This window comes from Methanobrevibacter sp., from assembly GCF_017940815.1.
In the GTDB taxonomy this organism is placed as follows: Archaea; Methanobacteriota; Methanobacteria; order Methanobacteriales; family Methanobacteriaceae; genus Methanocatella.
This window is the reverse complement of record NZ_JAGAXX010000009.1, coordinates 49,101-74,546: the sequence shown is the minus strand read 5'-3', so window position 1 is coordinate 74,546 and position 25,446 is coordinate 49,101. Positions and strand designations below refer to the sequence as shown.

The 25,446-nt window shown below is 34.8% G+C and carries 31 protein-coding genes and 1 tRNA gene; 18 read left to right on the top strand and 14 right to left on the bottom strand.

Going from position 1 to position 25,446, the window contains the following annotated elements; all coding sequences use genetic code 11:
- The first annotated feature begins 2 nt into the window (after positions 1-2).
- Genes ILA26_RS01425 through ILA26_RS01415 form a run of 3 tightly spaced genes read left to right on the top strand, consistent with a single transcriptional unit; the run spans position 3 to position 1,654 of the window.
- A complete protein-coding gene (locus tag ILA26_RS01425) occupies positions 3-803 on the top strand; it encodes a citryl-CoA lyase (RefSeq protein ID WP_292893211.1) in 801 nt (266 codons plus the stop codon).
- A 1-nt stretch (position 804) separates the two neighbouring features.
- Positions 805-1,314, top strand: coding sequence for a nitroreductase family protein (locus ILA26_RS01420; protein ID WP_292893209.1), 510 nt, complete (start codon positions 805-807; stop codon positions 1,312-1,314).
- Position 1,315: 1 nt separating this feature from the next.
- On the top strand, positions 1,316-1,654 hold the full coding sequence (locus tag ILA26_RS01415; RefSeq protein WP_292893207.1) for a hypothetical protein: 339 nt from the start codon (positions 1,316-1,318) through the stop codon (positions 1,652-1,654).
- On the opposite strand, the gene ILA26_RS01410 is transcribed toward ILA26_RS01415, so the two are convergent.
- Positions 1,644-1,973: a hypothetical protein gene (locus tag ILA26_RS01410; RefSeq protein WP_292893205.1), complete on the bottom strand. Its 330-nt coding sequence runs from the start codon at positions 1,971-1,973 to the stop codon at positions 1,644-1,646. The two genes, ILA26_RS01415 and ILA26_RS01410, sit on opposite strands and share 11 nt — an antisense overlap.
- Before the next feature lie 63 nt (positions 1,974-2,036).
- Between ILA26_RS01410 and ILA26_RS01405 the strand changes: the two genes are divergently transcribed.
- The 10 genes from ILA26_RS01405 (at position 2,037) to ILA26_RS01360 (ending at position 11,394) form a co-directional block, all read left to right on the top strand.
- Complete coding sequence (locus tag ILA26_RS01405) at positions 2,037-2,387, top strand: hypothetical protein (RefSeq protein ID WP_292893203.1); 351 nt, start codon at positions 2,037-2,039, stop codon at positions 2,385-2,387.
- A 165-nt stretch (positions 2,388-2,552) separates the two neighbouring features.
- Complete coding sequence (locus ILA26_RS01400) at positions 2,553-2,867, top strand: V-type ATP synthase subunit H (RefSeq protein ID WP_292893201.1); 315 nt, start codon at positions 2,553-2,555, stop codon at positions 2,865-2,867.
- Between the two features lie 11 nt (positions 2,868-2,878).
- Positions 2,879-4,882, top strand: a complete 2,004-nt coding sequence (locus ILA26_RS01395; RefSeq protein WP_292893199.1) for a V-type ATP synthase subunit I — start codon at positions 2,879-2,881, stop codon at positions 4,880-4,882.
- Between the two features lie 66 nt (positions 4,883-4,948).
- Positions 4,949-5,434: a V-type ATP synthase subunit K gene (locus tag ILA26_RS01390; protein WP_069573492.1), complete on the top strand. Its 486-nt coding sequence runs from the start codon at positions 4,949-4,951 to the stop codon at positions 5,432-5,434.
- 13 nt (positions 5,435-5,447) lie between these two features.
- The gene (locus ILA26_RS01385) at positions 5,448-6,065 is read left to right on the top strand and encodes a V-type proton ATPase subunit E (protein WP_292893197.1); all 618 of its coding nucleotides are present in this window, start codon (positions 5,448-5,450) and stop codon (positions 6,063-6,065) included.
- 15 nt (positions 6,066-6,080) lie between these two features.
- Positions 6,081-7,235, top strand: coding sequence for a V-type ATP synthase subunit C (locus tag ILA26_RS01380; protein ID WP_292893195.1), 1,155 nt, complete (start codon positions 6,081-6,083; stop codon positions 7,233-7,235).
- Positions 7,232-7,549, top strand: a complete 318-nt coding sequence (locus tag ILA26_RS01375) for a V-type ATP synthase subunit F (protein ID WP_292893192.1) — start codon at positions 7,232-7,234, stop codon at positions 7,547-7,549. Before ILA26_RS01380 ends, ILA26_RS01375 begins: the two co-directional genes overlap by 4 nt.
- Positions 7,546-9,288, top strand: a complete 1,743-nt coding sequence (locus ILA26_RS01370; RefSeq protein ID WP_292893189.1) for an ATP synthase subunit A — start codon at positions 7,546-7,548, stop codon at positions 9,286-9,288. Before ILA26_RS01375 ends, ILA26_RS01370 begins: the two co-directional genes overlap by 4 nt.
- A 2-nt stretch (positions 9,289-9,290) precedes the next feature.
- On the top strand, positions 9,291-10,682 hold the full coding sequence (locus ILA26_RS01365; RefSeq protein ID WP_292893186.1) for a V-type ATP synthase subunit B: 1,392 nt from the start codon (positions 9,291-9,293) through the stop codon (positions 10,680-10,682).
- A 28-nt stretch (positions 10,683-10,710) separates the two neighbouring features.
- The gene (locus ILA26_RS01360; protein WP_292893184.1) at positions 10,711-11,394 is read left to right on the top strand and encodes a V-type ATP synthase subunit D; all 684 of its coding nucleotides are present in this window, start codon (positions 10,711-10,713) and stop codon (positions 11,392-11,394) included.
- Positions 11,395-11,719: 325 nt separating this feature from the next.
- On the opposite strand, the gene ILA26_RS01355 is transcribed toward ILA26_RS01360, so the two are convergent.
- From ILA26_RS01355 to dnaG, 5 genes are all read right to left on the bottom strand, one after another.
- Complete coding sequence (locus ILA26_RS01355) at positions 11,720-12,847, bottom strand: ATP-grasp domain-containing protein (RefSeq protein WP_292893181.1); 1,128 nt, start codon at positions 12,845-12,847, stop codon at positions 11,720-11,722.
- 27 nt (positions 12,848-12,874) lie between these two features.
- Positions 12,875-12,946, bottom strand: a tRNA-Gln gene (locus tag ILA26_RS01350).
- Between the two features lie 55 nt (positions 12,947-13,001).
- Positions 13,002-13,400: a DUF1284 domain-containing protein gene (locus ILA26_RS01345; protein ID WP_292893179.1), complete on the bottom strand. Its 399-nt coding sequence runs from the start codon at positions 13,398-13,400 to the stop codon at positions 13,002-13,004.
- 46 nt (positions 13,401-13,446) lie between these two features.
- Complete coding sequence (locus ILA26_RS01340; protein WP_292893284.1) at positions 13,447-14,049, bottom strand: biotin transporter BioY; 603 nt, start codon at positions 14,047-14,049, stop codon at positions 13,447-13,449.
- 142 nt (positions 14,050-14,191) lie between these two features.
- Positions 14,192-15,442: a DNA primase DnaG gene (dnaG, locus tag ILA26_RS01335; protein ID WP_292893177.1), complete on the bottom strand. Its 1,251-nt coding sequence runs from the start codon at positions 15,440-15,442 to the stop codon at positions 14,192-14,194.
- 426 nt (positions 15,443-15,868) lie between these two features.
- On the opposite strand from dnaG, the gene ILA26_RS01330 reads away from it, so the two are divergent.
- The 3 genes from ILA26_RS01330 to ILA26_RS01320 all read left to right on the top strand — a co-directional run bounded on the left by ILA26_RS01330 (position 15,869) and on the right by ILA26_RS01320 (position 17,988).
- The gene (locus ILA26_RS01330) at positions 15,869-16,612 is read left to right on the top strand and encodes an RraA family protein (protein ID WP_292893175.1); all 744 of its coding nucleotides are present in this window, start codon (positions 15,869-15,871) and stop codon (positions 16,610-16,612) included.
- A 111-nt stretch (positions 16,613-16,723) separates the two neighbouring features.
- Positions 16,724-17,011: a Gar1/Naf1 family protein gene (locus ILA26_RS01325; RefSeq protein ID WP_292893173.1), complete on the top strand. Its 288-nt coding sequence runs from the start codon at positions 16,724-16,726 to the stop codon at positions 17,009-17,011.
- Positions 17,012-17,043: 32 nt separating this feature from the next.
- A complete protein-coding gene (locus ILA26_RS01320) occupies positions 17,044-17,988 on the top strand; it encodes a transcription initiation factor IIB (protein ID WP_292893281.1) in 945 nt (314 codons plus the stop codon).
- Positions 17,989-18,028: 40 nt separating this feature from the next.
- Here ILA26_RS01320 and ILA26_RS01315 read toward each other — a convergent pair whose 3' ends face one another.
- The 3 genes from ILA26_RS01315 to ILA26_RS01305 all read right to left on the bottom strand — a co-directional run bounded on the left by ILA26_RS01315 (position 18,029) and on the right by ILA26_RS01305 (position 22,332).
- Positions 18,029-19,924 carry an MJ1255/VC2487 family glycosyltransferase gene (locus ILA26_RS01315; protein ID WP_292893171.1) on the bottom strand — a complete coding sequence of 632 codons (1,896 nt, stop codon included), beginning with the start codon at positions 19,922-19,924 and terminating at the stop codon, positions 18,029-18,031.
- A 451-nt stretch (positions 19,925-20,375) separates the two neighbouring features.
- Positions 20,376-21,266, bottom strand: coding sequence for a DMT family transporter (locus ILA26_RS01310; protein ID WP_292893169.1), 891 nt, complete (start codon positions 21,264-21,266; stop codon positions 20,376-20,378).
- A 4-nt stretch (positions 21,267-21,270) separates the two neighbouring features.
- On the bottom strand, positions 21,271-22,332 hold the full coding sequence (locus ILA26_RS01305; RefSeq protein ID WP_292893167.1) for a hypothetical protein: 1,062 nt from the start codon (positions 22,330-22,332) through the stop codon (positions 21,271-21,273).
- A 41-nt stretch (positions 22,333-22,373) separates the two neighbouring features.
- Here ILA26_RS01305 and ILA26_RS01300 point away from each other — a divergent pair, with 41 nt between their 5' ends.
- Positions 22,374-23,183 (top strand): sulfite exporter TauE/SafE family protein, encoded by an 810-nt coding sequence (locus ILA26_RS01300; protein WP_292893165.1) that lies wholly within the window; start codon positions 22,374-22,376, stop codon positions 23,181-23,183.
- Between the two features lie 9 nt (positions 23,184-23,192).
- Positions 23,193-23,555 (top strand): hypothetical protein, encoded by a 363-nt coding sequence (locus tag ILA26_RS01295; protein WP_292893163.1) that lies wholly within the window; start codon positions 23,193-23,195, stop codon positions 23,553-23,555.
- 16 nt (positions 23,556-23,571) lie between these two features.
- Here ILA26_RS01295 and ILA26_RS01290 read toward each other — a convergent pair whose 3' ends face one another.
- The 5 genes from ILA26_RS01290 to ILA26_RS01270 are packed head-to-tail and all read right to left on the bottom strand — an operon-like array spanning position 23,572 to position 25,442.
- Positions 23,572-23,787 (bottom strand): hypothetical protein, encoded by a 216-nt coding sequence (locus ILA26_RS01290; RefSeq protein WP_292893162.1) that lies wholly within the window; start codon positions 23,785-23,787, stop codon positions 23,572-23,574.
- A gap of 10 nt (positions 23,788-23,797) precedes the next feature.
- Positions 23,798-24,043, bottom strand: a complete 246-nt coding sequence (locus tag ILA26_RS01285; protein ID WP_292893160.1) for a hypothetical protein — start codon at positions 24,041-24,043, stop codon at positions 23,798-23,800.
- A gap of 24 nt (positions 24,044-24,067) precedes the next feature.
- Positions 24,068-24,916 (bottom strand): hypothetical protein, encoded by an 849-nt coding sequence (locus ILA26_RS01280; protein ID WP_292893158.1) that lies wholly within the window; start codon positions 24,914-24,916, stop codon positions 24,068-24,070.
- Positions 24,917-24,919: 3 nt separating this feature from the next.
- Complete coding sequence (locus ILA26_RS01275) at positions 24,920-25,243, bottom strand: YbjQ family protein (protein WP_292893156.1); 324 nt, start codon at positions 25,241-25,243, stop codon at positions 24,920-24,922.
- A 7-nt stretch (positions 25,244-25,250) separates the two neighbouring features.
- Positions 25,251-25,442 (bottom strand): DUF2116 family Zn-ribbon domain-containing protein, encoded by a 192-nt coding sequence (locus tag ILA26_RS01270; protein ID WP_292893154.1) that lies wholly within the window; start codon positions 25,440-25,442, stop codon positions 25,251-25,253.
- Positions 25,443-25,446 lie beyond the last annotated feature (4 nt).

Below are 25,446 nucleotides of genomic sequence, written 5' to 3'. Positions count from 1 at the left end.
CAATGAAAGAAAATAATTTTAAGGTTAATCCTCATTCTTTAAAGACTGCAGTTTCCAATGTTGAAAAGGACAAAATCACTACTCGAGGATATAATCAGAGGGATTTAATTGAAAAAATCAGATACAGTGACATGGTTTTCCTGCTTTTAAGAGGTAGATTGCCTTCAATCAAGGAAAGCAGAATATTCAATCATGTCTTGGTTTCATTCTGTGACCATGGTGTTACACCACCAAGCACTCAGACAGCACGTCTAATAGCGTCATCCGGCTCTCCGTTGAATTCGGCTGTTGCGGGGGCGTTGCTTTCATTTGGACACAAGCATGCAGGCGCCATTGAAAAGTCAATGGAATTGTACCAATCTAAAATTCTTCATGCTCATTTGATTGAGGACCCGGACATTGACAATAAGCTGATTGCAGGCTTGGCCATTGAAATCTATAAGGATTACATTCTTAAAGGCAAAAAAATACCTGGCTTTGGCCACAGATATCATAAGGTTGATCCGAGGGCTGATAAGTTGGTGGAAGTTGCCATTAAGGAAGGTTTCATTGGACCTCACCTTAAACTTGCATTGGCAGTTCAGGATTTGGTGTCTGAAAAGAAAAATATCAGATTGAATGTAGATGGTGCAAATGCAGCAATACTGTCCGATTTGGGTTTTGACCCTGAAATGGGGTTAGGCGTTTTTATAATCGGAAGAGTTCCCGGCATAATAGCACATATACGTGAAGAAAGAATGGATGAGGAAGAATTCAGAAGATTCTGTGATCTTGATGATGTAGAATACGTTGGAGGAAGATAAGATGGAATTTATTGATGTGATCAATGAAAGATACAGTGTAAGAGGATATTTGGACAAGGAAGTAGAGAAAGAAAAGCTTGATTATGTCTTAAAGGCTGCAACAATTGCACCGACAGGCGTTAATGCACAGCCATTTAAAGTTTATGTAATCGACACCAAAAAACATAAGGATGAACTTTCAGAAATTTACGGCGCCAAATGGTTTGTAGAGGCTCCATATGTGTTATGTGTTGTTGGTATTGCCAACGAGGCATGGACCAGACCATGGGACCAAAAGAACATTGTTGACATTGACGCAACAATTGTCATGGACCACATGATTCTTGCGGCTGCAGATGTCGGTCTTGGAACCTGCTATATTGGTGCATTCAAAAAATACAAGGCTCATGAATTCTTGGGATTAGGCGAAAATGAGGAAGCAATATTGTTCACTCCATTAGGATACGGTAATGCTGAGCCAAGGGAAACTCCTAGAAAAGAATTGGATGAATTTGTAGTTTATATGGATTAAAATGTCTTTATTTGTTTTAAGTGCTGATAATTCAAAGGATATGGAAAGGATATCTGAAGAATTATCCCAGCATAAATTTAAAATTATGGATCAGCAAGATAATTTTATCTTGATGAAACGCAAGAGATATGGTAATGTTTTGATTCATGCAGTGTGCTTAATCGTGGCGTTGTTCTTTTTGTCAATTGCATTATTCATAAATGTGGTTTATTTTGCCTATTCGTATATATGGGCATCTCCCAATGTGTTGATTACAACAGAAAGGGTGGATGATGAGGGAAATGCTCTTGAATTCAATACAATGGATGAAGTGCTGGATAAGGCTACAGCTATCCTATAATTTCATCTACATCATACTCTTCTATTTTTCTTATCAGCAAGGGATTCTTGCAATTGAGGTACTCTGATTCCTCACCTAGTTTTGCATCTATGAACACCTCGTTTGCAGTGGGTTCTGAAAACAATGCGAATATGTCTGAAATGAACTCATCATAATCCTTTTGCACATTCTCATCGTTGAATCCTAGACGTGGAAGCTCGTTTGTCCAAATGTCGTTTCCAGGTGAGAACTTCTTGTCAACAACTTTGCCTTCTTTTATTTCACCGTCTAATGTCAGTGAAAAATTCTTGTTTAAAATAATCCAAACTGCTCGTTCCATGTATACTAGTTAATATAAAATGATATAAATACTATAAAGATAAAATAAAAATTAAGTGTTATTATGGCAAACGTTAAAATGTTTAAATTACTAGGTGTAATGTTGGCCTTAATGTTGATTGTTTGGGCAATTTCCCCATTCTTGAGACACCAGCCAATAACAAATGATGTAATGGCCACCGCAATTATACTGATTTTGATTGCAATTGCATATTTCATCATACTGTTCAACCCCGGTTGGACCAAGGCGGTGTTCTTCTTTGAGGGTATTGTCATAGGTGTAAGCGGATACATATTACTTGCCAATCCGTATAATATCGGCTTCGCCATATTGGGTATAATCATCATTGCAATAGCAATCCTTGCTTATTTACAAAAATTACCGCCTAGTATATTGAAATGGTTCTATAGATAAATTATTTATCTTTTATTCTTTTTTTTATTAAATATTTCAATCTAAATATTATTTTTTAGTAACTTTTTATCATGTTAATTTAATTTTTACGAATTCTAATCAAAATTGAATAGTAAAAGATATATATATTACACAACAAAAATAAGTACACCATGGTGATTAATTATGGCAGAGATATCAGACGCAATCGCAATGATAAAAAAAGCTGAATCTGATGCTGAACAACTCATTGTTGATTCAGAGTCCAAATCAAATGATTTGATTGCTGAATCAAAAGCGAAAGCTGAAGAAATTATTTCAACAGCTAAATTGGCAGCAGAAGACGACGCTAAAGATACTGTTTTTGATGCAGAAGATAAAGCTAAAAAAGAAGCGCAAACAATTGCTGAGCAGTCCAAAGTGGAGGTTAAATCCATCAAAGACAAGGCTATGGCAAATGTTGATGAAGCTGCTTCTATTATTGTCAAAAATATTTTGTAGTGTGAGATTATATGTTCAAGACAGCTAGAATGCGAAAAATTAGAATAGTAACACTGGAAAAGTATGTTGCTCCTACAGTGGATGCTCTCCACGAATCAGGACTCATACAAATCAGTGATATTTCTGATAGCATTCAGCAAGATCCTGAATTAGCGGAATTAGTGACTCCTGCTAAAGCCACTCCGTACACTGGTAAATTATCTTCACTTCTTATGAAAACAAACGGTATATCTGAACTTTTAGGAAATTCTTTATCAGAAGGCCATGGGTTAAAAGATACTTTAATGTCTTTTATTAGTCCAGATTTACCTGTTCAAAAGGAAATTGATAATTTAGACACTGAAGCTTTTATTGAAAAGGCGGAGGATACTTTAGCTCAAGTTGAAGCTAAAACAAGTGTTATAGAAGGAAAACTTTCCGCACTCGACGCTGAAACAAGTGAACTCAAGTCTAATAAAACTTTGGCTAATCGCTTGTCTAATTTTGACATGGATTTAGCTGATTTAAAAGATTCTAAGTACACTTCTACTACTGTTGGAAGGATTAATGCTGAATCTGCTTCAGAAATCAAAAATGAATTAAGTAAGTTGACTGATGAATTAGAAATATTTACAGTTCCTGCTGACGATAAGGCAGAAGAAATTATCGTAGTAGTAACTCTTAATGAATTTAGCGACGATGTTTATTCAACACTTCGTAAATTCGACTTTGAGAGAATTGAAGTAGGAAACGTTGAAGGTACTCCTCAACAAATCATCTCCAATGCTGATTCAAGACTCTTGACAATTGAATCAGAAAGAGCATCTGTAAAATCTGAGTTAAAAGCAGTTGCTGAACAATGGGACGATGACATATTAGCTCTCAAAGAACAACTAGAAAATGAAAAAGAAAAGAACGAAATTCTTTCATCATTTGTTCAAACTAAAGACGCTTACATCTTAGAAGCTTGGGTACCTGTAAAAGATACCGAAAAAGTAGAACAATTGGTTGAAAAAAGTTCTGACGGACATTGTGCCTTTGAAACAATAGAGGTTGAAGGTACAGATGATGAAAATGTTCCTATCCTACAACAAAATGGATGGTATGCAAAACCTTTCGAATACCTTGTTGACATGTACTCACCGGTACGTTACAACGCACTCGATCCAACAATTTTCGTTGCAATCACATTCCCATTCTTCTTCGGTTTCTGTTTAACCGATGCTGCATATGGGTTAGTTGTATCTGCAATAGGTGTAGTATTACTCAGAGGTCTTGGAAAAGTTAAAGAATCCATGAAATCATTTGGTTGGATTTTAATCTGGTCTGGTCTATGGGCCGTTATACTAGGTTTGATAACTAATGGTTTATTAGGTGACTTCTGTGAAAGAATAGCAGGTTTCCGTTTACCAACTGTAATTCCTGCAGTTGAAGCATTTGTACATCCGGACACTATATTGATTATAGCTATTATTGTTGGTCTTATCTACACCAATATCGGATTTATTATGGGTGCTATTAACAACCTTAGATACGGAAACAAGAAAGATGCTATAGGTTCTCAAATCTGTTGGTTTGTATTTGAAGCTGGTATTATCTTACTTGCTTTAGGATTCATGATGCCTGCAGTCGGTATGATTGGTATGGTATTAGGTGGAATATTAGTAGTTGCAACTATTGGAATGTTAGTATGGGCTAACGGTGCATACGGTGTAATGGATATTTTCGGTTACATGGGAGATGTATTGTCCTACGCTCGTCTTTTAGCATTATGTTTAGCTACCGGTGGTATCGCAATGACTGTTAACATTTTAGCTGAAATGTTAAACAACATGGTTCCTTTCGCTGGAATTGTTGTCGCAATCATTGTCTTTGTCGGTGGACACATTGCAAACTTCGCTTTCCAAGTATTAGGTGCATTTATTAACGCTTTACGTCTTAACTATGTAGAGTTCTTCTCACAATTCTTCATGGAAGGTAAAGGTAAATTCGAAGCTTTCAAAGCAAAAAGAACATTTACAAAAATTAAAAATTAAAAATTTTTCATTTATATCTTAAATTAAAATTTAAAAAATCAATATTATTTCAAAGGTGAATTAAATATGGTAGAAATTGCTTTAGGTACTGCTTTAGCAGCTATTGGTGCTGGAGTAGCAATTGGTTTTGCTGGATTAGGTTCCGGTTTAGGTCAAGGTATGGCAGCTGCAGGATCTGTAGGTGCAGTTGCAGAAGACAATGACATGTTTGCAAGAGGTATTATTTTCTCTGCATTACCAGAAACTCAGGCTATTTACGGGTTCTTGGTTGCAATCTTATTATTAGTATTCTCCGGATTACTCGGTGGAGGACAAGGATTACCTACTGAAGCTGGTATTGTAGCTATCGGTGTAGGTGCATCCATTGGATTTGCAGGTTTAGGTTCCGGTATGGGACAAGGTATGGCAGCAGCATCATCCGTTGGTGCTATCGTAGAAGATAACGACATGTTTGCTCGTGGTATTATTTTCTCTGCATTACCAGAAACACAAGCTATTTACGGTTTCTTGATTGCTATTTTACTTATGGTATTCGGTGGAATCTTAGGTTAAGGAGGCAGTTTGTATGAGCGCAGGCACAAGTAAAATTGTTGAAAGCATTATGTCTGTGGCCCAAGAGAAAGCTGATGTAATCATTCAAGATGCAAATGCTGAAGTTTCAGCTATTCAAGCAAAAGCTGAAAAAACTGCCGAAGCTGAAAAAACAAAAATTTTAGAAAACGGTAAAAAACAATCTGATATGAGATATCAGCAAATTATCTCTGAAGCTAAGATGAATGCTCGTAGAGCAGAGTTAGGCGCTAAAGAAGAAGTAATTGAAGCTGCTTTCAATCAAGCTATTGGGGAATTAAAAACAAAAGCTTCTTCAGGCGATGACGAATATGAAGATTCATTAAGTAAAATGATTAAAGAAGCTGCTGATGAAATCGGCACTGACGATTTAATTATTCAATTAAATGAAGCTGATACTGAAAAATTCAAAAAAGAATTATCTGCAACCGGTTCAGACTCTTTCCAATTAGAAGGAATCAATTTCACATTAGGTGAACCTATTGATGCTATGGGTGGAGCTATTTTAAAAACCGTTAATGGAGATATTGAAGTAAATAATACAATTGAAGCTAGATTAGAAAGATTTAAAAGTATCTTACGTAGTGAAGTTGCTGAAATATTATTTAAATAATTAGGAGGATAAATTATGGCAGATGGAATTGCTACCTTAATAAGTTCTTTGGGATTAACACAAGAAACATTCTTGGTATTCTGTGTTATCGCAATACTTGTTGTTGGTGCAGTAGTTGTAATCATTACATCCAGACCAATTTTGGACATTTATCCTTATCTTAACCCAAGTGCAAGAGTAAGAGCTAGAAAAGGAAGATTATTTGATGAAAAACAAATTTCTGAACTTGTTGAAACCAACAATGTTGAAGAAGTTGAAAATTACCTCAAAGGTGTTCCTGAATACGCTGACGTATTAGACGACTATCCACTTGACAAAGCATTAGACGTTGAACGTGCTAACACTTACGATTTCGTTGCAAGATTAGCTCCTAAAGACATTAAAAAACCTTTTGACGTCATGTCTAAAAAAGCAGACATCGACAATATCAAAAGTCTTTTAACCGCTAAGGAAGTTGGTCTTACTCCTGATGAAACAAGAGAATTATTAATCCCTTGTGGATCATTATACGAGGAATTAGAATCCTTAGCTGATTCTGAAAATGTAACCGATATTGTAACAAGTTTAGATGGTACTGAATATGCAACAGCATTAGAAGATGCTCTTCCACAATATGAAGATACTAAAATGATTCTTCCATTAGAATCAGCTTTAGATAAATACTATTTAGGCAAATTATTACGTTCTACTGACGTTCCTTCCGATGAGAACAAACAAATCTTATACTCATATGTAGGAACTCAAGTTGATGTAGCTAATCTTAAACTAATTATAAGGGCTAAAGAAGATGGTCTTGATTACGATGCAATCTCACCTTATACATTAGAAGAAGGGTACCAATTACGTGAATGGAAACTCAAAGATTTAATGGAATCTCCAGATGTTACAAATGTAGTATCTGGTTTAGAAGGAACAAAATATTCTGAAGCATTAACTGATGTAATGCCAGTTTACAATGAAACTGGTTCAGTTGCTGTATTCGAAAAAGCATTAGACCAATACACTTCAGATTATTCAAAATCTTTAGCTTCTAAAAAACCATTAGGAATTGGTCCAATTATTGGTTATTTAAGTCAAAAAGAAAATGAAATTAAGAATTTAAAAATTATTGCAAGAGCAAAAAGAGAAGCAGACTTCCCTAATTCTAAAATCATGGAGATGTTAATATGAGTTCAGTAGCAATTATAGGTGATATTGACACTGTTTCCGGATTTAGATTAGGTGGTGTCAAACAAGCAGAAGTAGTTAATACTCCTGAAGAAGCTATCGCAGCTTTTGATAAATTTTTAGATGATGAAATTTCAATTATTATCATGACTCAATTAATGGCTAATGAAATAAGAAATCATATTAATAGAAAAATTGGTTCAAACGTTTTACCAATGATAATTGAAATACCAGATAAAGATGGGTCCTCAGAAGGTTCATCTGATCAAATAAATGACCTTATTAAAAGAGTTATTGGGGTAGAGATGGTTAAATGATTATTGAAGGAAATATTATTAAGATTGCTGGGCCTGTTATTATTGCAGATGGTATGAGAGGGGCTCAGATGCTTGAGATGGTTAGGGTAGGTGACGAAAAGCTTATCGGTGAGATCATTGAGCTTGAAGGTGACACCGCAACTATCCAAGTATATGAAGAAACAGCCGGTATCCAACCGGGTGAAGTAGTTGAATGTACTGGAGGTCCATTGTCTGTAGAACTCGGTCCTGGTGTAATGAGTTCTATTTTTGACGGAATTCAAAGACCTTTAAGAATCATCAGAGAAGAATCTGGTGACTTCATTGCTAGAGGTATTGATGTAGATTCCATCAACAAAGAGAAAAAATGGGCATTTAAACCAGTGGCTAAAGTTGGAGACAAAGTAAAAGGCGGAGACGTGCTCGGTGAAGTACAAGAAACTACCGCAGTTTTACACAAAATCATGGTACCACCAACTATGGAAGGAGAAGTTACAGAAATCGCAGCAGAAGGCGAATACACTGTACTTGAAGACATTGCAGCAGTTGATGGTGAAAAAATCCAAATGCTCCAAAAATGGCCTGTAAAAAGAAGTCGTCCTTACATTGAAAAATTAGATCCAGATGTACCATTAGTAACTGGTCAAAGAGCACAAGACACTTTCTTCTCCGTAGCTAAAGGAGGAGCAGCTGCTATTCCAGGTCCTTTCGGATCAGGTAAAACAGTTACACAACAACAATTAGCTAAATGGGCTGACGCAGATATTGTGGTATATATCGGATGTGGTGAACGTGGTAACGAAATGACTGAAGTACTTACCGAATTCCCATTCCTTGACGACCCTAAAACTGGAAACCCATTGATGGACAGAACAGTTCTTATTGCAAACACTTCAAACATGCCGGTAGCAGCTCGTGAAGCATGTGTATACACTGGTATTACTATTGCTGAATATTACCGTGACCAAGGTTATGACGTAGCACTTATGGCAGATTCAACCTCAAGATGGGCTGAAGCTATGAGGGAGATTTCTGGAAGATTAGAAGAAATGCCTGGGGAAGAAGGTTACCCTGCATACTTAGCATCCAGATTAGCACAATTCTACGAAAGAGCAGGAAGAGTAAAAACTATCGGAACTGAACCAAATGTTGCTTCAATTTCCGTAGTCGGTGCAGTATCACCTCCTGGTGGGGACTTATCCGAACCTGTTACCCAAAACACATTACGTATCTGTAAAGTGTTCTGGGCGTTAGATGCATCCCTTGCAGATAAACGTCACTTCCCTTCAATCGACTGGTTACAAAGTTACTCATTATATGTAGACAGTATTGAAGGTTGGTGGGCTGAAAACGTAGCTGCAGATTGGAGAGCAACTCGTGACCAAGCTATGGGATTATTACAAAAAGAATCCGAGTTACAAGAAATTGTACAATTAGTCGGTCCTGATGCATTACCAGAAACTGACCAAGCTACATTAGAAACTACACGTATGTTAAGAGAAGACTTCTTGCAACAAAACGCATTTGATGATGTAGATACCTACTGTGCACCTGACAAACAGTACAAAATGTTAAAAACCATTTTATTATTCTACAAAGAATCTCTTGCAGCTGTTAACAGAGGAGCTCCAATCGCAAACATTGTAGCATTACCTGTTAAAGAAGACATCGGTAAAATGAAATACATCCCACAAGATGAATTTGATGCAAAAATTGAAGAAATTCAATCCGCAATTACTAAACAATGCAGTGAGGCTTAAAAATGAATACAAATATTAAAACTAGAGAATATACTACTGTATCTGAAGTCTCCGGTCCTTTAATGGTTGTTGAAGGAGTAGAAGGCGTTGGTTACAATGAAATTGTAGATATTGAAACACCTACTGGTGAAAAAAGAAGTGGTCAAGTTCTTGAAGTAACTAAAGATGTTGCTGTTATTCAAGTATTCGAAGGAACTAGTGACTTAAACACTAAAGATACCAAAACCAGATTCACTGGTCAAACCGCAAAAATCGGTGTATCCAGAGACATGATGGGTCGTATCTTTAACGGTATCGGTAAACCTATTGACGGTGGACCAGAAATTATCCCTGATGAAGAATTAGACATTAACGGTTCTCCTATGAACCCTGCATCCCGTGAATTCCCAGAAGAATTTATTCAAACTGGTATCTCTACCATTGACGGAATGAACACATTAGTAAGAGGTCAAAAATTACCAATTTTCTCAGGATCAGGTTTACCTCACAACGACTTAGCTGTACAAATTGCAAGACAAGCTAAAGTATTAGGTGCAGACGACGAGTTTGCAGTAATTTTCGCTGCTATGGGTATTACCAACGAAGAAGCAAACTTCTTCATGAGAGACTTCGAACGTACTGGAGCTTTAGAAAAATTAACAGTATTCATGAACTTAGCAGACGACCCTGCTATCGAAAGGATCTTAACTCCTAAAATGGCTTTAACCACTGCTGAATACTACGCATTCACCTTAGGTATGCAAGTATTGGTTATCTTAACAGATATGACCAACTACTGTGAAGCATTAAGGGAAATTTCCGCAGCTAGGGAAGAAGTACCTGGAAGAAGAGGTTACCCTGGTTACATGTACACTGACCTTGCAGGTATTTATGAAAGAGCAGGACGTATTGACGGTAAAGAAGGTTCCATTACTCAAATGCCTATCTTAGTTATGCCTCAAGACGATATTACTCACCCAATTCCGGACTTAACCGGTTATATTACCGAAGGACAAATCGTATTAAGTAGGGAAATTTCCAGGAAAGGTATTTACCCTCCTGTAGACGTACTTCCTTCACTTTCTCGTTTGATGAGTGGTGGTATCGGTGGAGACAAAACTCGTGATGACCACAGTGGTGTATCTGACCAACTTTATTCCGCATATGCAGAAGGTCGTGAATTAAGAGACCTCGTTGCGGTTGTAGGGGAAGAAGCACTTACCGAAAGGGACCAAAAATTCTTAGAGTTTGCTCAAGCATTCGAAGACCAATTCATTACTCAAAGTAAAGATGAAGACAGAACTATCTTCGAAACATTAGATCTTGGTTGGAACTTACTCAAAATCTTACCTAAATCCGAACTCAAAAGGGTTAAAGAAGAATTTATTGAACAATACCTTCCAAAAGATGACTAATCTCATTACAGTAAATGTAGGTGATTAAATGGCACAAGATATTATAGATGGAATTAATCCAACTCGTATGGAATTATTATCTCTTAAAAACAGGACTAAACTAGCTGTTAAAGGGCATGGTTTACTCAAGGAAAAAAGAGATGCTTTAATCAAAGAGTTTTTTGATATCTTGGATCGTGTCAAAGGTATTCGTGAAAATGCAGAATTAAGTCTTAAAGAAGCAAATGAAGCTTTAGTTGAAGCTCAAATTGCTATGGGTGATTTGGCTGTAAGAAAAGCTGCTTTATCCGTTAAAGAATCTATTGATGTAGACATTACATCAAGAAGTGTTATGGGTGTAGCAGTACCTGTAACCAATGTTAAAATGGAAGAAAGATCCATTATTGACAGGGGTTACGGTTTTTCTGACACAACTATCCAATTAGACGAAGCTGCAAAGAAATTCGAGGAATCTCTTAAGTATTTGATTGAACTTGGTGAAGTAGAAAAAACTATTTACTTACTTGCTGAGGAAATCGAAGCTACTAAACGTAGGGTAAATGCTTTAGAGCACATTATGATTCCAAGATTCCAAAATACTGAAAAGTATATTGATATGAGACTCCAAGAAATGGAAAGGGAAAACTTTGTAAGATTGAAAATGATTAGATCTACAATTGAGAAGAATGAAAAGGCTGCAGCAGCTAAAGAAGCTGAAAATGCAGAAGCTTAAATTTTTCTTAATTTTCTTCATTTTCTTTTATTTTTTATTATTTTTTTAATTAAAATCAAAATAAGTTGTTATTTTTAAAAATATTTATTTTTATCAAGTTACTGTAAAAATTTTTTTTACTAGAAATTTCAAGAAAGTGTGTTTAAAATGAAAAGAAATCCAATTGACCAATTTATGAAAGACCCAGACAATAAGGCTAAAGTATTCATCTGGATGACTCGTGCAATGATAATTACTACTTTTATGATAACAATTGGAGTAATACTATTTATTATGCATCTAGTTGGTTTATTCTAGCTGCGTTATTTACAATTTCACTACTTTTTTAAACTTTTTCACATAATTTTTTAAAATCACTGGATTTGTCAATAATTGTTAGCAATGGTTCGTCTTTTTCTGTAATTGACCCTATGTGAGGAAGGTCATAAATGTTGTCCAGGTTGATTTTTGAGTATTTGTTTCTTGTTGGGGAATAGATTATTTTTTTGTATGAGTAATATTCCGCCTTTGGAATTTCAATTATTTCCCCCTGGCATGCCCTGATGTGAGCGTCAAGCATGTTGATTCCATAAGCCTGTTCCACACATTCGAATGTTCCCTGAATTCTAGGATTGACTTCAATCACATATAACCCATTTTCATTAAGTATGTAATCCACACCGTTTGATCCCATTAGTTTAAATTTTTGAGCCAAATTTTCGCTGGTGTGTTTCATGCACTCAATGATTTCATCAATGTTTTCAGTGTTGGTCATGATTGACTCCTGTGTCAATGGGAGTATGTTTCCAACATATATGAAACTGTCATTTTTGTTAAAGTCATTCATTGTCAGCAATCTTGAGTTTGTGATGGTTTTATATTCCGAATCACTTGCAAGTACTGATGAACTTAGGTTCACTCCATGAACATATTCCTGCAAGATGAATTCAGTATCATTAAATTCCATACCTCTAGCATTATTTAGTAGGTTGACATCATAGCCTCCACTTCCTTGAAGGGGTTTTAAAATAAATTGACTTTCGGGATAAGAATTATTTATTTCAATGGCTTCATCTACATCATTCACACTAAAAGTCATAGGAGTTAGGAATTCATTTTTGATTTTCTTGAAAAATTTGTACTTGTTCTCAATGTCCTTGACGTTCTTGTTTCCCAGAATCTTCTTTTGATCTTTTTTTGAAAAGTCACTTGGAGATATTCCGGAAATAGGTATGATGTGGTCAACCTCATCAATGAAATCTGCAGATATTTCTAAAATGTGCTTGCTGTCAAAACTGTCTTCAAAGATTCCGCAGCTTTCATCTTCACTTTCCTTTAGAATAATCTTTTGATTTTTGATTGTGGGTGTGTCTGAAGTTGAAAAATAGCTGGTGGAATAGATATCGTAATCTAATTTTAAAGCACTGTTAAGCATACTTCTTGTATCAATTCCAATAAGTAATAGCTTTTCCATAAAAATATCCAAAAAAAGTTAGTTGAGTAGTCCCGAGCGGAGTCGAACCGCCGTCTCCGGGTCCAAAGCCTAGAAGGATTACCACTACCCTACGGGACTATACTATTGTACTTAGTACAACATTTAATATATATTTATCATGTAGTATTTAAACCTATCGGTGATTTGATAATTTTTGATAAAATAAACATTTTTCGTGCCACATACAATTTAAACAGATTTTGTCGACACTTTCTTTTGTAGTAAAAATCTCATCAATTTTTTCAAACAATTCTATTGAATCGTATTCCCTTGTGGTGTCAAGTCTCTTCAGAACCTCATTGTCCATGTCAATGATTCTCTGATTTTGCTTTTCATTTTCGCAAAGATTATCTGTTAGGTTGGGACATGCTGAACATATGTCATCGGGTGAGGAGACAAGAGAAATTGTGGTGTTAGGTTGTTTTCGTTTGGAATTGACTTCAGTCATATTTTTTGTAAAGTCCTCATCATAGCCATAGCCCTGAAATCCCTTAAGGCATAACAGGTGATGTCCTCTTAAAACAAGTTTCATGAAAATCCGTAAAATAAATAAAAAAAGAAAGGTTTTAAAAACCTTTTTAGTCTTTTGGTAAAAATGCTTTGGATAATGCTGCTGCACCTAAGATTTTTACAATGTCTCCAGCGATGAATGGAATAAGGCCCATCATTAAGAGATCATAAATTCCGAAGGCCATTCCTTGTGAAGAAAGGAATAAAGCAAGACCTGCTAAACCTGGAATGTAAATTATTGCGAAGTTAGCAACTCCAATGACAACAGCCATTTTTGTGAAGCTACGTGCATGAGCATATTTTTCAGTAATTAATCCGATAAAGTATGCTGCAATAATAAATCCAATTAAGAATCCACCGGTTGAACCGAGTAAAACTTCAATTCCTCCAGTCATTCCTCCAAACCATGGGATAAATGCTACTCCTAATACAACGTAAAAGATTTGGCTTAAGCATCCATATTTTTTACCTAAGAATAAACCAGAACATAAAACTGCAAAAGTTTGAGCAGTGATAGGGACTGGAGTCCATGGGAGTGGGATAATTATTTGTGCCATAATACCGGTTATGCATGCCATGATCAAGGACATTATAACCTTAGTTGCGGTACTAGCGTCTTGTATTCTTTCAAAAACATTTTTCCTAGTACTGTAATAATTTTCCATATTTATATTCATTTTATTTCCTCCAATTTCGAATCCCATAATATATTTATTAATTATGTTATTTATTATTAATTGACTTTTGCTTATTTATTTAACAAAAACTAAACAGTTTTAAAAATAAAAAAAGTTGAGAATATAATATTCTCATTTAGTCAATAGTAATGATTTTGACGTCATGTGGCTTTTTAACAATGTTCATTGATTTAAAAGCGACTAACTTGTTGATTCCTTTTTCGGAAGCAACGTCCAATAATCTTTGTGAGATGACTCCATCGAATATTACAGTGTCGGCGGTGCCTTCAATATTTTTGATTTCTTCATAAATATTTTCAACTTCCACTTCTTTGGTCATATTCAATGCTTCATCTAAGATAGCTCCGCATCCGGTTCCTTCAAATTCTTTAAGCATGTCTTTCATTAAGCTTACTTCATCATCTTCAATTTCAGGTTCCGGCTCTTTTACAACTTTTTGTTGTTTTTCATGGCGGTTGTATTTTTGATTTCTTCTGTTATTTCTATTGTTTTCTCTTTTTTTGTTATTGTTGTTATTGGAATCATTTAAAATGTTGGATGTAGCTAAGAACTGTGCAGTAGGGACTTTGTCTCTAAGAGCGACTAATACTTCGTCTTTTTCCAAGTCTTCCACTTCTTTTCCTTTTGGAGCACGGGTAATGTAGTCCACATCACCTATTTGTAATAATTCTTTTAAGATCAATTCTCCGCCTCTGTCACCATCAACAAATGCAGTTGTTGTTCTTTTTTTACTTAATTCACCAATGGAACGAGGTACGCTTACTCCTTCAACTGCTACGGTATTTTTGATTCCGTATTTAAGTAAGTTTAAAACGTCACTACGTCCTTCGACAACAATAATTGCATCGGATGTGTGGATACTTGGGCCAGCAGGAAGGCGATCGTCACCGTATTCAGAGATTTCATGAACTCTCATTGCTTCTCTTACTTCTTCAATCATTTTCATGCTGGTAGGGCCAACGCTTTCAACCATGTTTTTGTAGATTTCTTTTGCACGGTTAACAACTTGTTCCCTTTTGACAGCCCTTACATCTTCAACTTTTAAAGTTTGAATTTCTGCTTCACAAGGACCAACTCTATTGATGGTTTCGAGTGATGCAGCGAGTATGGCGGTTTCAACTCTGTCTAAACTGGATGGAATCACGATTTCTCCTTTTGCTCTTCCACTGTTTGAGTGAATGTTAACTTGGATTCTTCCGATTCTTCCAGTTCTTTGGAGTTCTCTTAAATCTAAATCGTTACTAAGTAAACCTTCAGTTTGCCCGAATACAGCACCAACAACATCTGGTTTTTCAACAATACCATTAGCTGTAATTTGGGCATGGATTAAATATTTTGTTGTTGTTAATTCTTCACCTTTTCCCATATTTTAAGCCTCCTAAGCTTAATTCAATCGGGATAATTTATGTAATAAAACTAAAAATATAAATTATTTTTAGGCGAGTAACTTGCATAAATTATACGATAATTTGATCTTTCGACCTTTTATACACTAAAAAGAGTTAATACATTTGGAGAGTTTTACTATAAGGATTACTAAGTTATACTAATTTTTTTTTTGATAATTTAATTTATAATATTTCTTTATTTTGTCCTAATAATAATTTTTCTCCTCGATTTGTTTAATTAATAATAATTATAATAATGAATAATGTAAATAAACTCAATAAGTATATAATAATTTCAAGTATTTCTTCAATACTACAAATAATATTTTGGTTAAACTAATATATAAAGTGTGTGAAATGTATTTTAATAGTGTCGGATATATTAAGTATTGAAGTGATAAGTTATGTCAATTAGTCCGAGTGATGTTTTAAATAAAAATAAAAATTTAAACAAACGTGTTGATGTTAATGATATTAAATTAGATGATGTTACTATTGAGGACTTGAAGTTCAATGGAAAGAATTACAGTCAATATATTAATTTGCAGTCTTTACTTGATAACATTACTGCATGTCAAATTTCAGATGCATACAATGGCATTTCAAGAAGATCAGGTGTTATTCAATCAATCAAGCCAATCAACAATCAGAAGGTTTGGGGAACCATATTCACTGCCGAAACCGTTAGTGACGATTGGGGAACTTCAGCTTTAGCCATAGATGCTGCTGGTGAAGGAGACATTTTATTTTTTAAAGTAGATGATGACGATAAGGCAATATGGGGTGAGCTCGCTTCCACTTGTGCAAGGGATAACGGCATCAAGGCAACCGTGATTTACGGATCTGCCCGTGACTTGGATGCGCTTTTATACATGGACTACCCAATTTTTGCAAGTAATTTCTGTCCTAATGCAGGTTCAGCCTTAGGGTTAGGCACATTAAATGAACCTATCGATGTTGAAGGCACTACAGTAAATCCTGGAGATTTCTTCTTTGGAGATGAAAGTGGTATTGTTGTGATTCCTAAAGAACTATTCACAAAAACCATGATTGCAAGTTTAGGTGTGAAAATCAAGGAATCACATATCATCAAAGATATCTCAAATGGCAAGACTCTTGCAGAGATAGTTGGCTTCACAAAAAAATAGAAAAACATTTAAATAGAAATCAATATTTATATATAAATCTATGCGATACATTTATATATAACTTATTTCTAATTATTTAAGTGATACAGATTTGATTTTAAGTTTGATTATATGAAATTTTTAGGAAATAGTTTGCATGTTGCAAACTCTGGAAAATTAATAGCTAGATCTACCAAAACACCTTCACCAGGTGGGATTGTTTTTGATAGTAAGAAGAACAAGATAGGTAAGGTTAGCTATGTTTTTGGACCTACCAAACAACCATACATCTCAATTCGTCTTTTCAAATCAGCCGATAGAGATGAATTAAATAAAAATAGTGGCGAAAAACTATTTGTATCAAAACCAAAATCCAAGAAACATAGAAAAAGGAGGATGAAACCACGACAGAAAAAATAGAAGAAGTTCCTAGAAGAGGACGTAAAGCAGAAATCGAAAGTAAAAGATCTAATGACGTTTACGATGATTCAAAACAAACAGTATGTCCTGAATGTGGTTCTGAAGAATTAATTGGAGACTATGAAAGAGCAGAAGTAGTATGTGCTCGCTGTGGATTAGTTATTGATGAAAATCTAGTGGATATGGGTCCTGAATGGAGAGCATTTGACCACGAACAAAGAGATAAACGTACAAGGGTTGGAGCTCCAATTACTTATACTATTCACGATAAAGGTCTAAGTACCATGATTGACTGGAGAAATAAAGACATCTATGGTCGTGACATTCCAGCAAGGAATAGAGCTCAATGGTACAGACTAAGAAAATGGCAAAGAAAAATCAGAATTTCAGGTGCTACTGAAAGAAACCTTGCATTTGCACTAAGTGAACTTGACCGTGACTCTTCAAGGTTAGGTCTTCCAAGAAGCGTAAGGGAAGCTGCAAGTGTTGTTTACAGAAGTGCTGTAGATAATAAATTAATTAGAGGAAGAAGTATCGAAGGAGTAGTTGCCGCATCATTATATGCCGCATGCAGACGTTGTAACGTGCCTCGTACTTTGGATGAAATTGCTGAAGTTTCTCGTGTAACCAAAAAAGAAGTTGGAAGAACTTACAGGTTCCTCACTCGTGAGTTAAATATAAAATTGCCGCCAACTTCCCCAGTTGACTATGTGCCAAGATTCGCATCAGAACTTGGTTTATCTGGAGAAGCACAATCCAAGGCTATTGAAATCATTGAAAAAGCAATGGAGAAAGGATTGACTTCTGGAAGAGGACCTACTGGTGTGGCAGCAGCTGCATTATACATTGCATCCGTTTTACTCGGTGAGAGAAAAACACAAAGGGATGTTGCAGACATTGCTGGTGTAACTGAAGTTACAATACGTAACAGGTACAAAGAATTAACTGAACAATTAGAAATGGGCGTAACTTTATAGTTATGCTTTATTTTTTATCTTTTTTTAAAATAAGTAAAAATTAATTTTTAGAATATTTATCAATTCTATAAATCAATTCTTTTATTATTCCATCATTACTTGTCTTTTTAACTTTGGATAATTTCTCTTGATATTTCGGGAGCCTATTCAAGAATTTTTCAAGTCTGTTGACACTCATTTTATCATGATATTCTCCAAATCCGAGTTTTTGGACATAATATCCGTTAAGCAATTGTTCAAAGTTTCCTCTGGCTGGAACGGAATATATAGGCTTTTTAAGGGTTATGGCTTCTGTAATGAATGTGAATCCTCCGTTACAGATAACCGCCTTGGCACTGGCCAGGTCATCATAGAACTCGTCCTCGTTGAATTGTTTATATGTTAAGTTACCGTCAATTTCATCTTTGTTAAAACCATAAACGATAAATTTTTCATTTTTTAATTCTTTTAGGCGTTTTATAAGTTTTACACTTTCTTTACTGGTTTGGTAAACGACAATGTGGTCTTTGGTTGTTGGTTGTAAATTCAAGATATCCTCACGGATGATTGGAGGATATATGACTGCATTTTTGTTTGATCTAATTTTTGGATAAAAGAAACTGGTGATAATGTGAACTTTTGGCTTGACGACATATGTTTTGATTACTGCCTTTGCCTTAAGCATTTCAAGTCTCTGATTTTGAGGGTATGATATCTCAGCTTGTGTGATTATATGCATATTGTCTAAGCTTATGAGAGGAATGTTCAATAGTTTGGACACATATGTTGAGTACATTTCAAAATCAGTTACAATGACGTCAGGGGATAACTCTCTAGCTTTCTTGTATAATTCGTCATAATTTGATTTTAGATTATGAGGGTTTCTCTTCAATGCGCTGACAAGAGTTCTCACGTTGTCAACCTTGTTGTTGATATATACAGTATTGAATCCGCCGATTTCATAGACATTGTCAAATTTGGAACTCAAGTAGTCAAATGCATTTCCATGTGTGAAAATGTACACGTCATAAATTTCCTGAAGTTTGTTGACGATTACTCCTGTACGGATTGAATGTCCCATTCCTTCGCCACATACACAGTAAAAAACAACTTTTTTGCTTCTAATTTGTGGGCTTTTGAGCTGGTTTTGAGATCTTTTAACTATCTTCATGGATTTATCGTATTGTTCCTTAATCTTATTGATGCTTTCAGCCCTTTTGATAAGTGAATCCAATCTTGAAGGAGTCATCTTGTTTGCTCCATGGTCAAAAGTGTAATTCAAATCTTCAGCACTGGTCCTTTTTCCTAAAAAGTCATTCACAGTACTTTTTCCGTATTGTCTGATTAAAGTGACAAGACCCTCTTCTTCCAGTCTTCTGGTTGAAACGCCAATCTTTGCGTTTCTTATGACTCTGAAGCGTTCTTTTTGAGCTAATCTTTCAATATAATCTGTATCTTCACCGAAAGTTAGGGATTCATCAAAACCGCCTAATTCTTCATGCAGTGATCTTTTGGCAATCATACCGTAGCATCCTGCACCGTGAGGCTTGATTTTTTCCACTCCTATCATGAAATAATTTGCAAAGTCATGGAATAACTTGTCTGTAGTTTTATCTGATAATGGCAACATTTGAGTTATTGCAATTCCCAGATGTTCCATTCTAAATTCATATATGACATTTCTCAAATAATCATCAGTTAGCACTAAATCGGAATCTAGGAATAATAAGTATTCTCCTTTTGCAACACGAGCACCATTATTCCTACCCACTCCTGGAAGCCCTCCATCAACTACAATGCACCCATAGCTTTCAGCAATCTCTCTGGTTTTATCTGTTGAGTTGGCATCGGCCACAATTATTTCATAGTCGTCAAAGCTTTGGCTTTTAATACTGTCAAGTAATTTTGGGAGGTATTCTTCTTCATTGTAGGTGGGTATAATAATGCTTAGAATCATATGTAAAGGTTTGTTTTTAAAATAAATAAATTTTTGTAAATTATGCACTTTTGTGTAAATTGATTAGATTTAAATAATTTTCTTGAATTTTATTTTATTACTGGAGATGAAAAAATTCACGTTAAATTCAATTTTTTTTAAAATTATTATTTCATCGTGGTCTAATCTTAAATTTTTTCATTTGCTCAAATTTCATTTTTATGATTTTTTATTCCATCAGTAATAGTTTTTTCATGTTTATATTAAATTTGGCTAGATTTTGGCCATTTACTGTATGAAAATCTTTTCCGAGTAAGTCCATATTTTTAACACAATTTTATTATATCATGATTATTTATATTGCTTTTTAATTTTGGGCTTAAAATTACTTTAATTTTTAAAATTAGATTTATTTTCTCTTATTTTTTAATTTAAAGCATTTACAGTTGAAATACACCTCTCTTAGATGTAATTAATTTTTTACTTTATCAGTTCTGCTCAACCTCATCATTGCAATTATTGTTAGGATGAATCCACAAAACATAAAAATTGTCGGAACCTCGGAGTATATCAAAAATCCGAAAATCAATGCTGCCAATGGCTCTGCGCCAGACATGAATATTGATGAAGTTCCTGAGTCTATATAGTTTAAACTCAAAGTTGAAAAGATATATGGTAGTGCAAATGAAAATGTGGAGTGCACAATCAAAAACAACACTGTTAATGTTGGGTTGATGTTGACAAAATTGTTGATTTGTCCGAAATCGGTAAACGGCAACAGTGCGATTGAGATGAAAATTATTGAATAGATTAGTATTGTGTAAGTGTGATTTCCATTTTCGATGGATTTTTTGGATGCCATGAGGTAAACCGCCCAAAACAGCCCTGCACCTATTCCGCAGAGGATTCCTAACAATGGTATGTTGGACAGGTCGTTTTCTAAAATGCCAGTCATCAAGATGCATCCAAATATTGCAAGCAACATGCAGATTATCTTTTTTGAGGTTATCTTTTCTCTGAATAGAATGTATGCGAGAATTAACACATAACTTGGAGCTATGGACAGCAATACTGCCGCAAGGGATAGTGGAACAGTGTTCATTGACTCATTGTAACATAAGTTAAGCCCCACGATGCACATCGCACAAATCAGAATTAATGGAATGTCCTTTAGATTTATTTTCAGCAGTTTCTTATCAGTTAAAAGAATTGCAATCATCAATGGAATTATCGCTATTGAAAACCTCAAGAACAGCAATGTGGTTGGATCGATTCCGTTTTGGGTTAATGTACGAACAAAAATTCCGCTTGATCCGAACATGAATCCGGCTAGGATTGGCAAAATCAAATAGATTTTTTTCATATAATCACTCTAAATAAGAATAGATGTTCCATGAAACCGTATAATACTCACATGAGTTGTTTAACGGAATTTTCAAGTCATTAATCAGCTGCATCTCATTGTAGCTTGAATCTACATGGTAAGTTGTGTTGTTGATATGAGTAATTGGAATGTCTCCAAAATCAACGTCATCAGAGATGTCTACTATTTCAACAGTGTAATAATCAGGTTCGGCACCTGCAAATGCTATTGTGAACCTTAGCAGTATGACTAAACCCACTAGCATATAAATTCCGAGCCTGTTGAATATGTATCTTATGTGTCCTAAATCTTGTTTGCGGTAAATGGGAGGGTTTAACTCATTGCATTCAAGCAATTTTTTATCATTTAACAATATGCCTAGAATGTAATTTAGGTAATAACCATTTCTGTAAACTAAATAAAGTCCGAATATTCCAACGTATGAAGGTGTTGCAAACATTCCTCCATCTATTATCCCTATGATTAAGCAGCTTGAAAAGAATGCTATCAGGAAATTTGTAAACCAAGGGCGATTTTGTGATGCGAGAACAATTGTTGCAAAAAGTATTGGAATCAGTAAAATCACTAAAAATGCAAAACTTGGAAGATATGCATATAGGCCAACGCCAGTGTTGATTCCACTTTGAACAAATGGTCCCATTATTTTGGATAGGACTGCTCCTAAAATGGACTTTAACAGATGAGTATGTAAAATGCTTGTGGAACTCATGCCGTTAGTCATAGAGCAAAAAACAGTGTTGAGTCCAATGCCCATTTGCATCCTGAACAATACCTCTAAAAATATGCCTGAAATTAATAAAACTGTACCTAAAACAATTGAAACCTTCAAATATTTACTCATGTCAACATCTTTTTTGATTAATTGGGACAATATTAGGAATAAACCTAAAAGGCCAAAGAATATTATGTCTTTGCCTTTGGATGACCCCATTAAAAACAGGTATGTAATTGGCCTTATGATTGGGGTAAATGCATCGGTTAGGAAAATCAAACCTGCAAATAAGATAAATATCATTCCAATTAGTATAGTTTTATTAATCCTCATCAACAATACTTTAATTGTTAATACTTTAAATAAGTGATGTTATGTTTCCAATTGAATACTACATAGGGTTAATCTTGATAGGTATCTGTGCAGGATTTGCATCAGGGCTTTTGGGTGTAGGTGGAGGATTTCTAATAGTTCCTCTCCAATACTTCTTATTGAAGTATATTGGCGTTGAGCCTGACCTTGCAATGCTAATCTCATTAGGTACAAGTTTGGCTATTATTATTCCAACATCTCTCAGTGGAGCTTATAGGCACACCAGAAAAATGGATGACATTATAAAACCAGGAATTCGTTTGGGGATTTTTGGAATAATCGGTGGTGCAATTGGAGGATTTGTAGCATCAGGGTTGCCTTCAAGAGTATTGGAAATAATCTTTGGATGTTTGTTGCTGTTTATAACTGTAAATAATGTTGTAAACATAAATAAAGAGAGGGAAGATGCTAAGATTCCATTCAATCTTTTAACAAGTGCAATAATTGGATTGCTGGTTGGTTTTTCATCAGGATTGTTGGGGGTTGGTGGAGGAGTCTTTTTGATCGCTATATTGACTGCACTTCTTGGCTTTTCAATGATTGAGGCAATAGGCACATCTTCAATTTTCATTAGTCTGACTGCTATTGGAGGATTTTTGTCTTATATTGTCTCCGGTTGGGGCGTAAGCACATTTCCATACTCAATTGGATATGTAAGTTTAATCAATCTTGCACTGATTGCATGTTTTTCAGTGCCTTTAGCATCAATTGGAGCCAAATTTGCACACAAAGTGCCTCAAAAAAAGTTAAAGATAATTTTTTCAGTATTGGTGTTATATGTGTCATTAAAAATGTTAGGAGTCCTGCCTTAAGGTGATATTATGAGTGATAATAGGAAAACTGGTCAAAATTTTGATATAGATGAAGCAAACGATATATTTGATAAATTGAGAAACGTTGAGGGAAAAATCAAACCTAAAAAAGATGATAGTCAATTAAAAAACATTTCCAATATCATGAGTGAGGCTAAATATGCAGAAGATAAGGGGAATTTGACTGAAGCGATTGAGTTATACAAACAGGTTATTTTTGCTTTGCCAGATTCTTCAAAAGCTTATGAATCATTGGCCAATATCTATCAAAAACAGGGTGACATTGAATCTGAAAAAGAAATATTAAAAAAAGCAATAAGTGGTTGCAGTAAAAATCAGGAATTTAAAGATAGGTTAAAAAAAATTAAATGAATGAATGTTAATTCATTCAAATAAATCTAATTCCTAAACCGAACACTAAAATCAAGCTTATAATGAATACTAAAATTGCAAAGTAGATTATGAAGCGTCCGTGCTTTTGGTATAATGGAGTGTCTTTTTTAAAGAATACTAAAATAGCTCCGTAAATCAATCCAAGAAGTGGAGATATTAATGCAATAATATATCCGATTATTGGAATGATGATTGTTCCTTTATTTTCCATATTTTCACCTCTATTTGAATATGCTAGTTACCTTGTCTAATACACCACTTGAAAGTATTCCAATAGCTGCTGTATAAATCATGTCTGCTTTGGATTCGTCAATTCCTAATTTTTCAGTCAATTGACTTACAATCAAGTCTTTATTTTTGTTTCCAGCTAAAAATGTATTTTCAAAAATGTCATTTGCAGCAGCTCCTTGTTCATTAGTTAATCCTGTTTGTTTAACTAATTCACTAATAAAATCTTCCTTATTCATTTATAGCCTCCTTATTAATGATCATTATCTGATATAAATTCCCATGCCCATTGCAGTTATTTGGATTTCTCCACTCATTCCTATCAGGGTGTAGTTCATGGTCAGGTCTATTATTCCATTTCCTCCATAATCTTGAATCTTGTCTGCAAGTTTGATTAGACATTCATCCTTTCCTGTCTTAATCATATTAAGCTTTTCCTGTTCAGCTATTTCAGCATCCATTGCTATTAATCTTGCATCTTTTTCAATTATCACTTCGCTTTGAAAAATTCCGAGAGTGTTGTGGGCTCTGTCTTTCATGTCTGTGCTTGTCAGAAAATAGAATCCCAGGTTGTTCAGTTTGGCATTGCTTTCATCCTCATCAAAGTAATGAATTTGACCATCATTCATTCTTTCATCTTTTGTTTCCCATGCAAATGTCTGCTGATTTTCAACACGGGTTTTTAATTTTCGTTCAAAGCTTTTAATGGACTTTGCAAAACCACTTAGGAATCCTCCAATTAAAACTAAAAGAATGTAATTGATTAAGGTCGGAAATGCTGCCTGCAAGATTACAATAATTGACCCGGCGGTAATGATATTGAATCCTAATGTGGGATTTTTCAAAATAAAACTGTAAAAAGTAGTGTCAATGAATAGGATAAATGCACTTATAGCTCCGATATCTTCTCCAATTAGCCTCTCTGCAGCTATTGTTTCAACATATCCCGCAGCCAATGGTGCAAAAATCAAACCTAAATTCCATCCATATATGTCTATATGGAAATAAAGAAATATTAAGTATACAATAAGTCCCACACCGGTACCTATTGCAATAGAAAGGATCGCCCTTCTGTTATATTGGGAACTATGTTCTTTAAATTTAAGTTTCATGTTCTATTCAAATTTAATTGCGGTACCATAAGCTGTAACTAATATAGTATTTCCCATAGTACCTCCAAGATTATCATAAGAAATCTTAAGCCCGATAATTGCATTTGCATCTAGTTTTTCCGCCTTTTCAATCATACTATTTAATGAAATGTCACGAGCTTTTTGAATTTCCTCTTCATATCTGGATGTTCTTCCACCTACGACATCACGAACACCTGAAAATAAATCCTTATAGATATTAGCACCAATTAGGGACTCTCCAGTAACTAGTCCCTTATATTCTATAATTTCTTTATTTTCCAATGTGTTTGATGAAGTTAAAATCATGGTATCCCTATTTCATGAATGTCATTATAGCCCAAATTATTAAAAATATTGCTATTACGACATATAAGATTATTTGAGATCTTTTTCTTTGTTTTAATCTAGCGTCCCAAACTTTTTGACAGTCTGGTGAGCATACAAGTTCATTTAGTGGAATTGGGGTTCCACAGATTGGGCAATGTTTATGTGGTTCTACTGCCATCTTA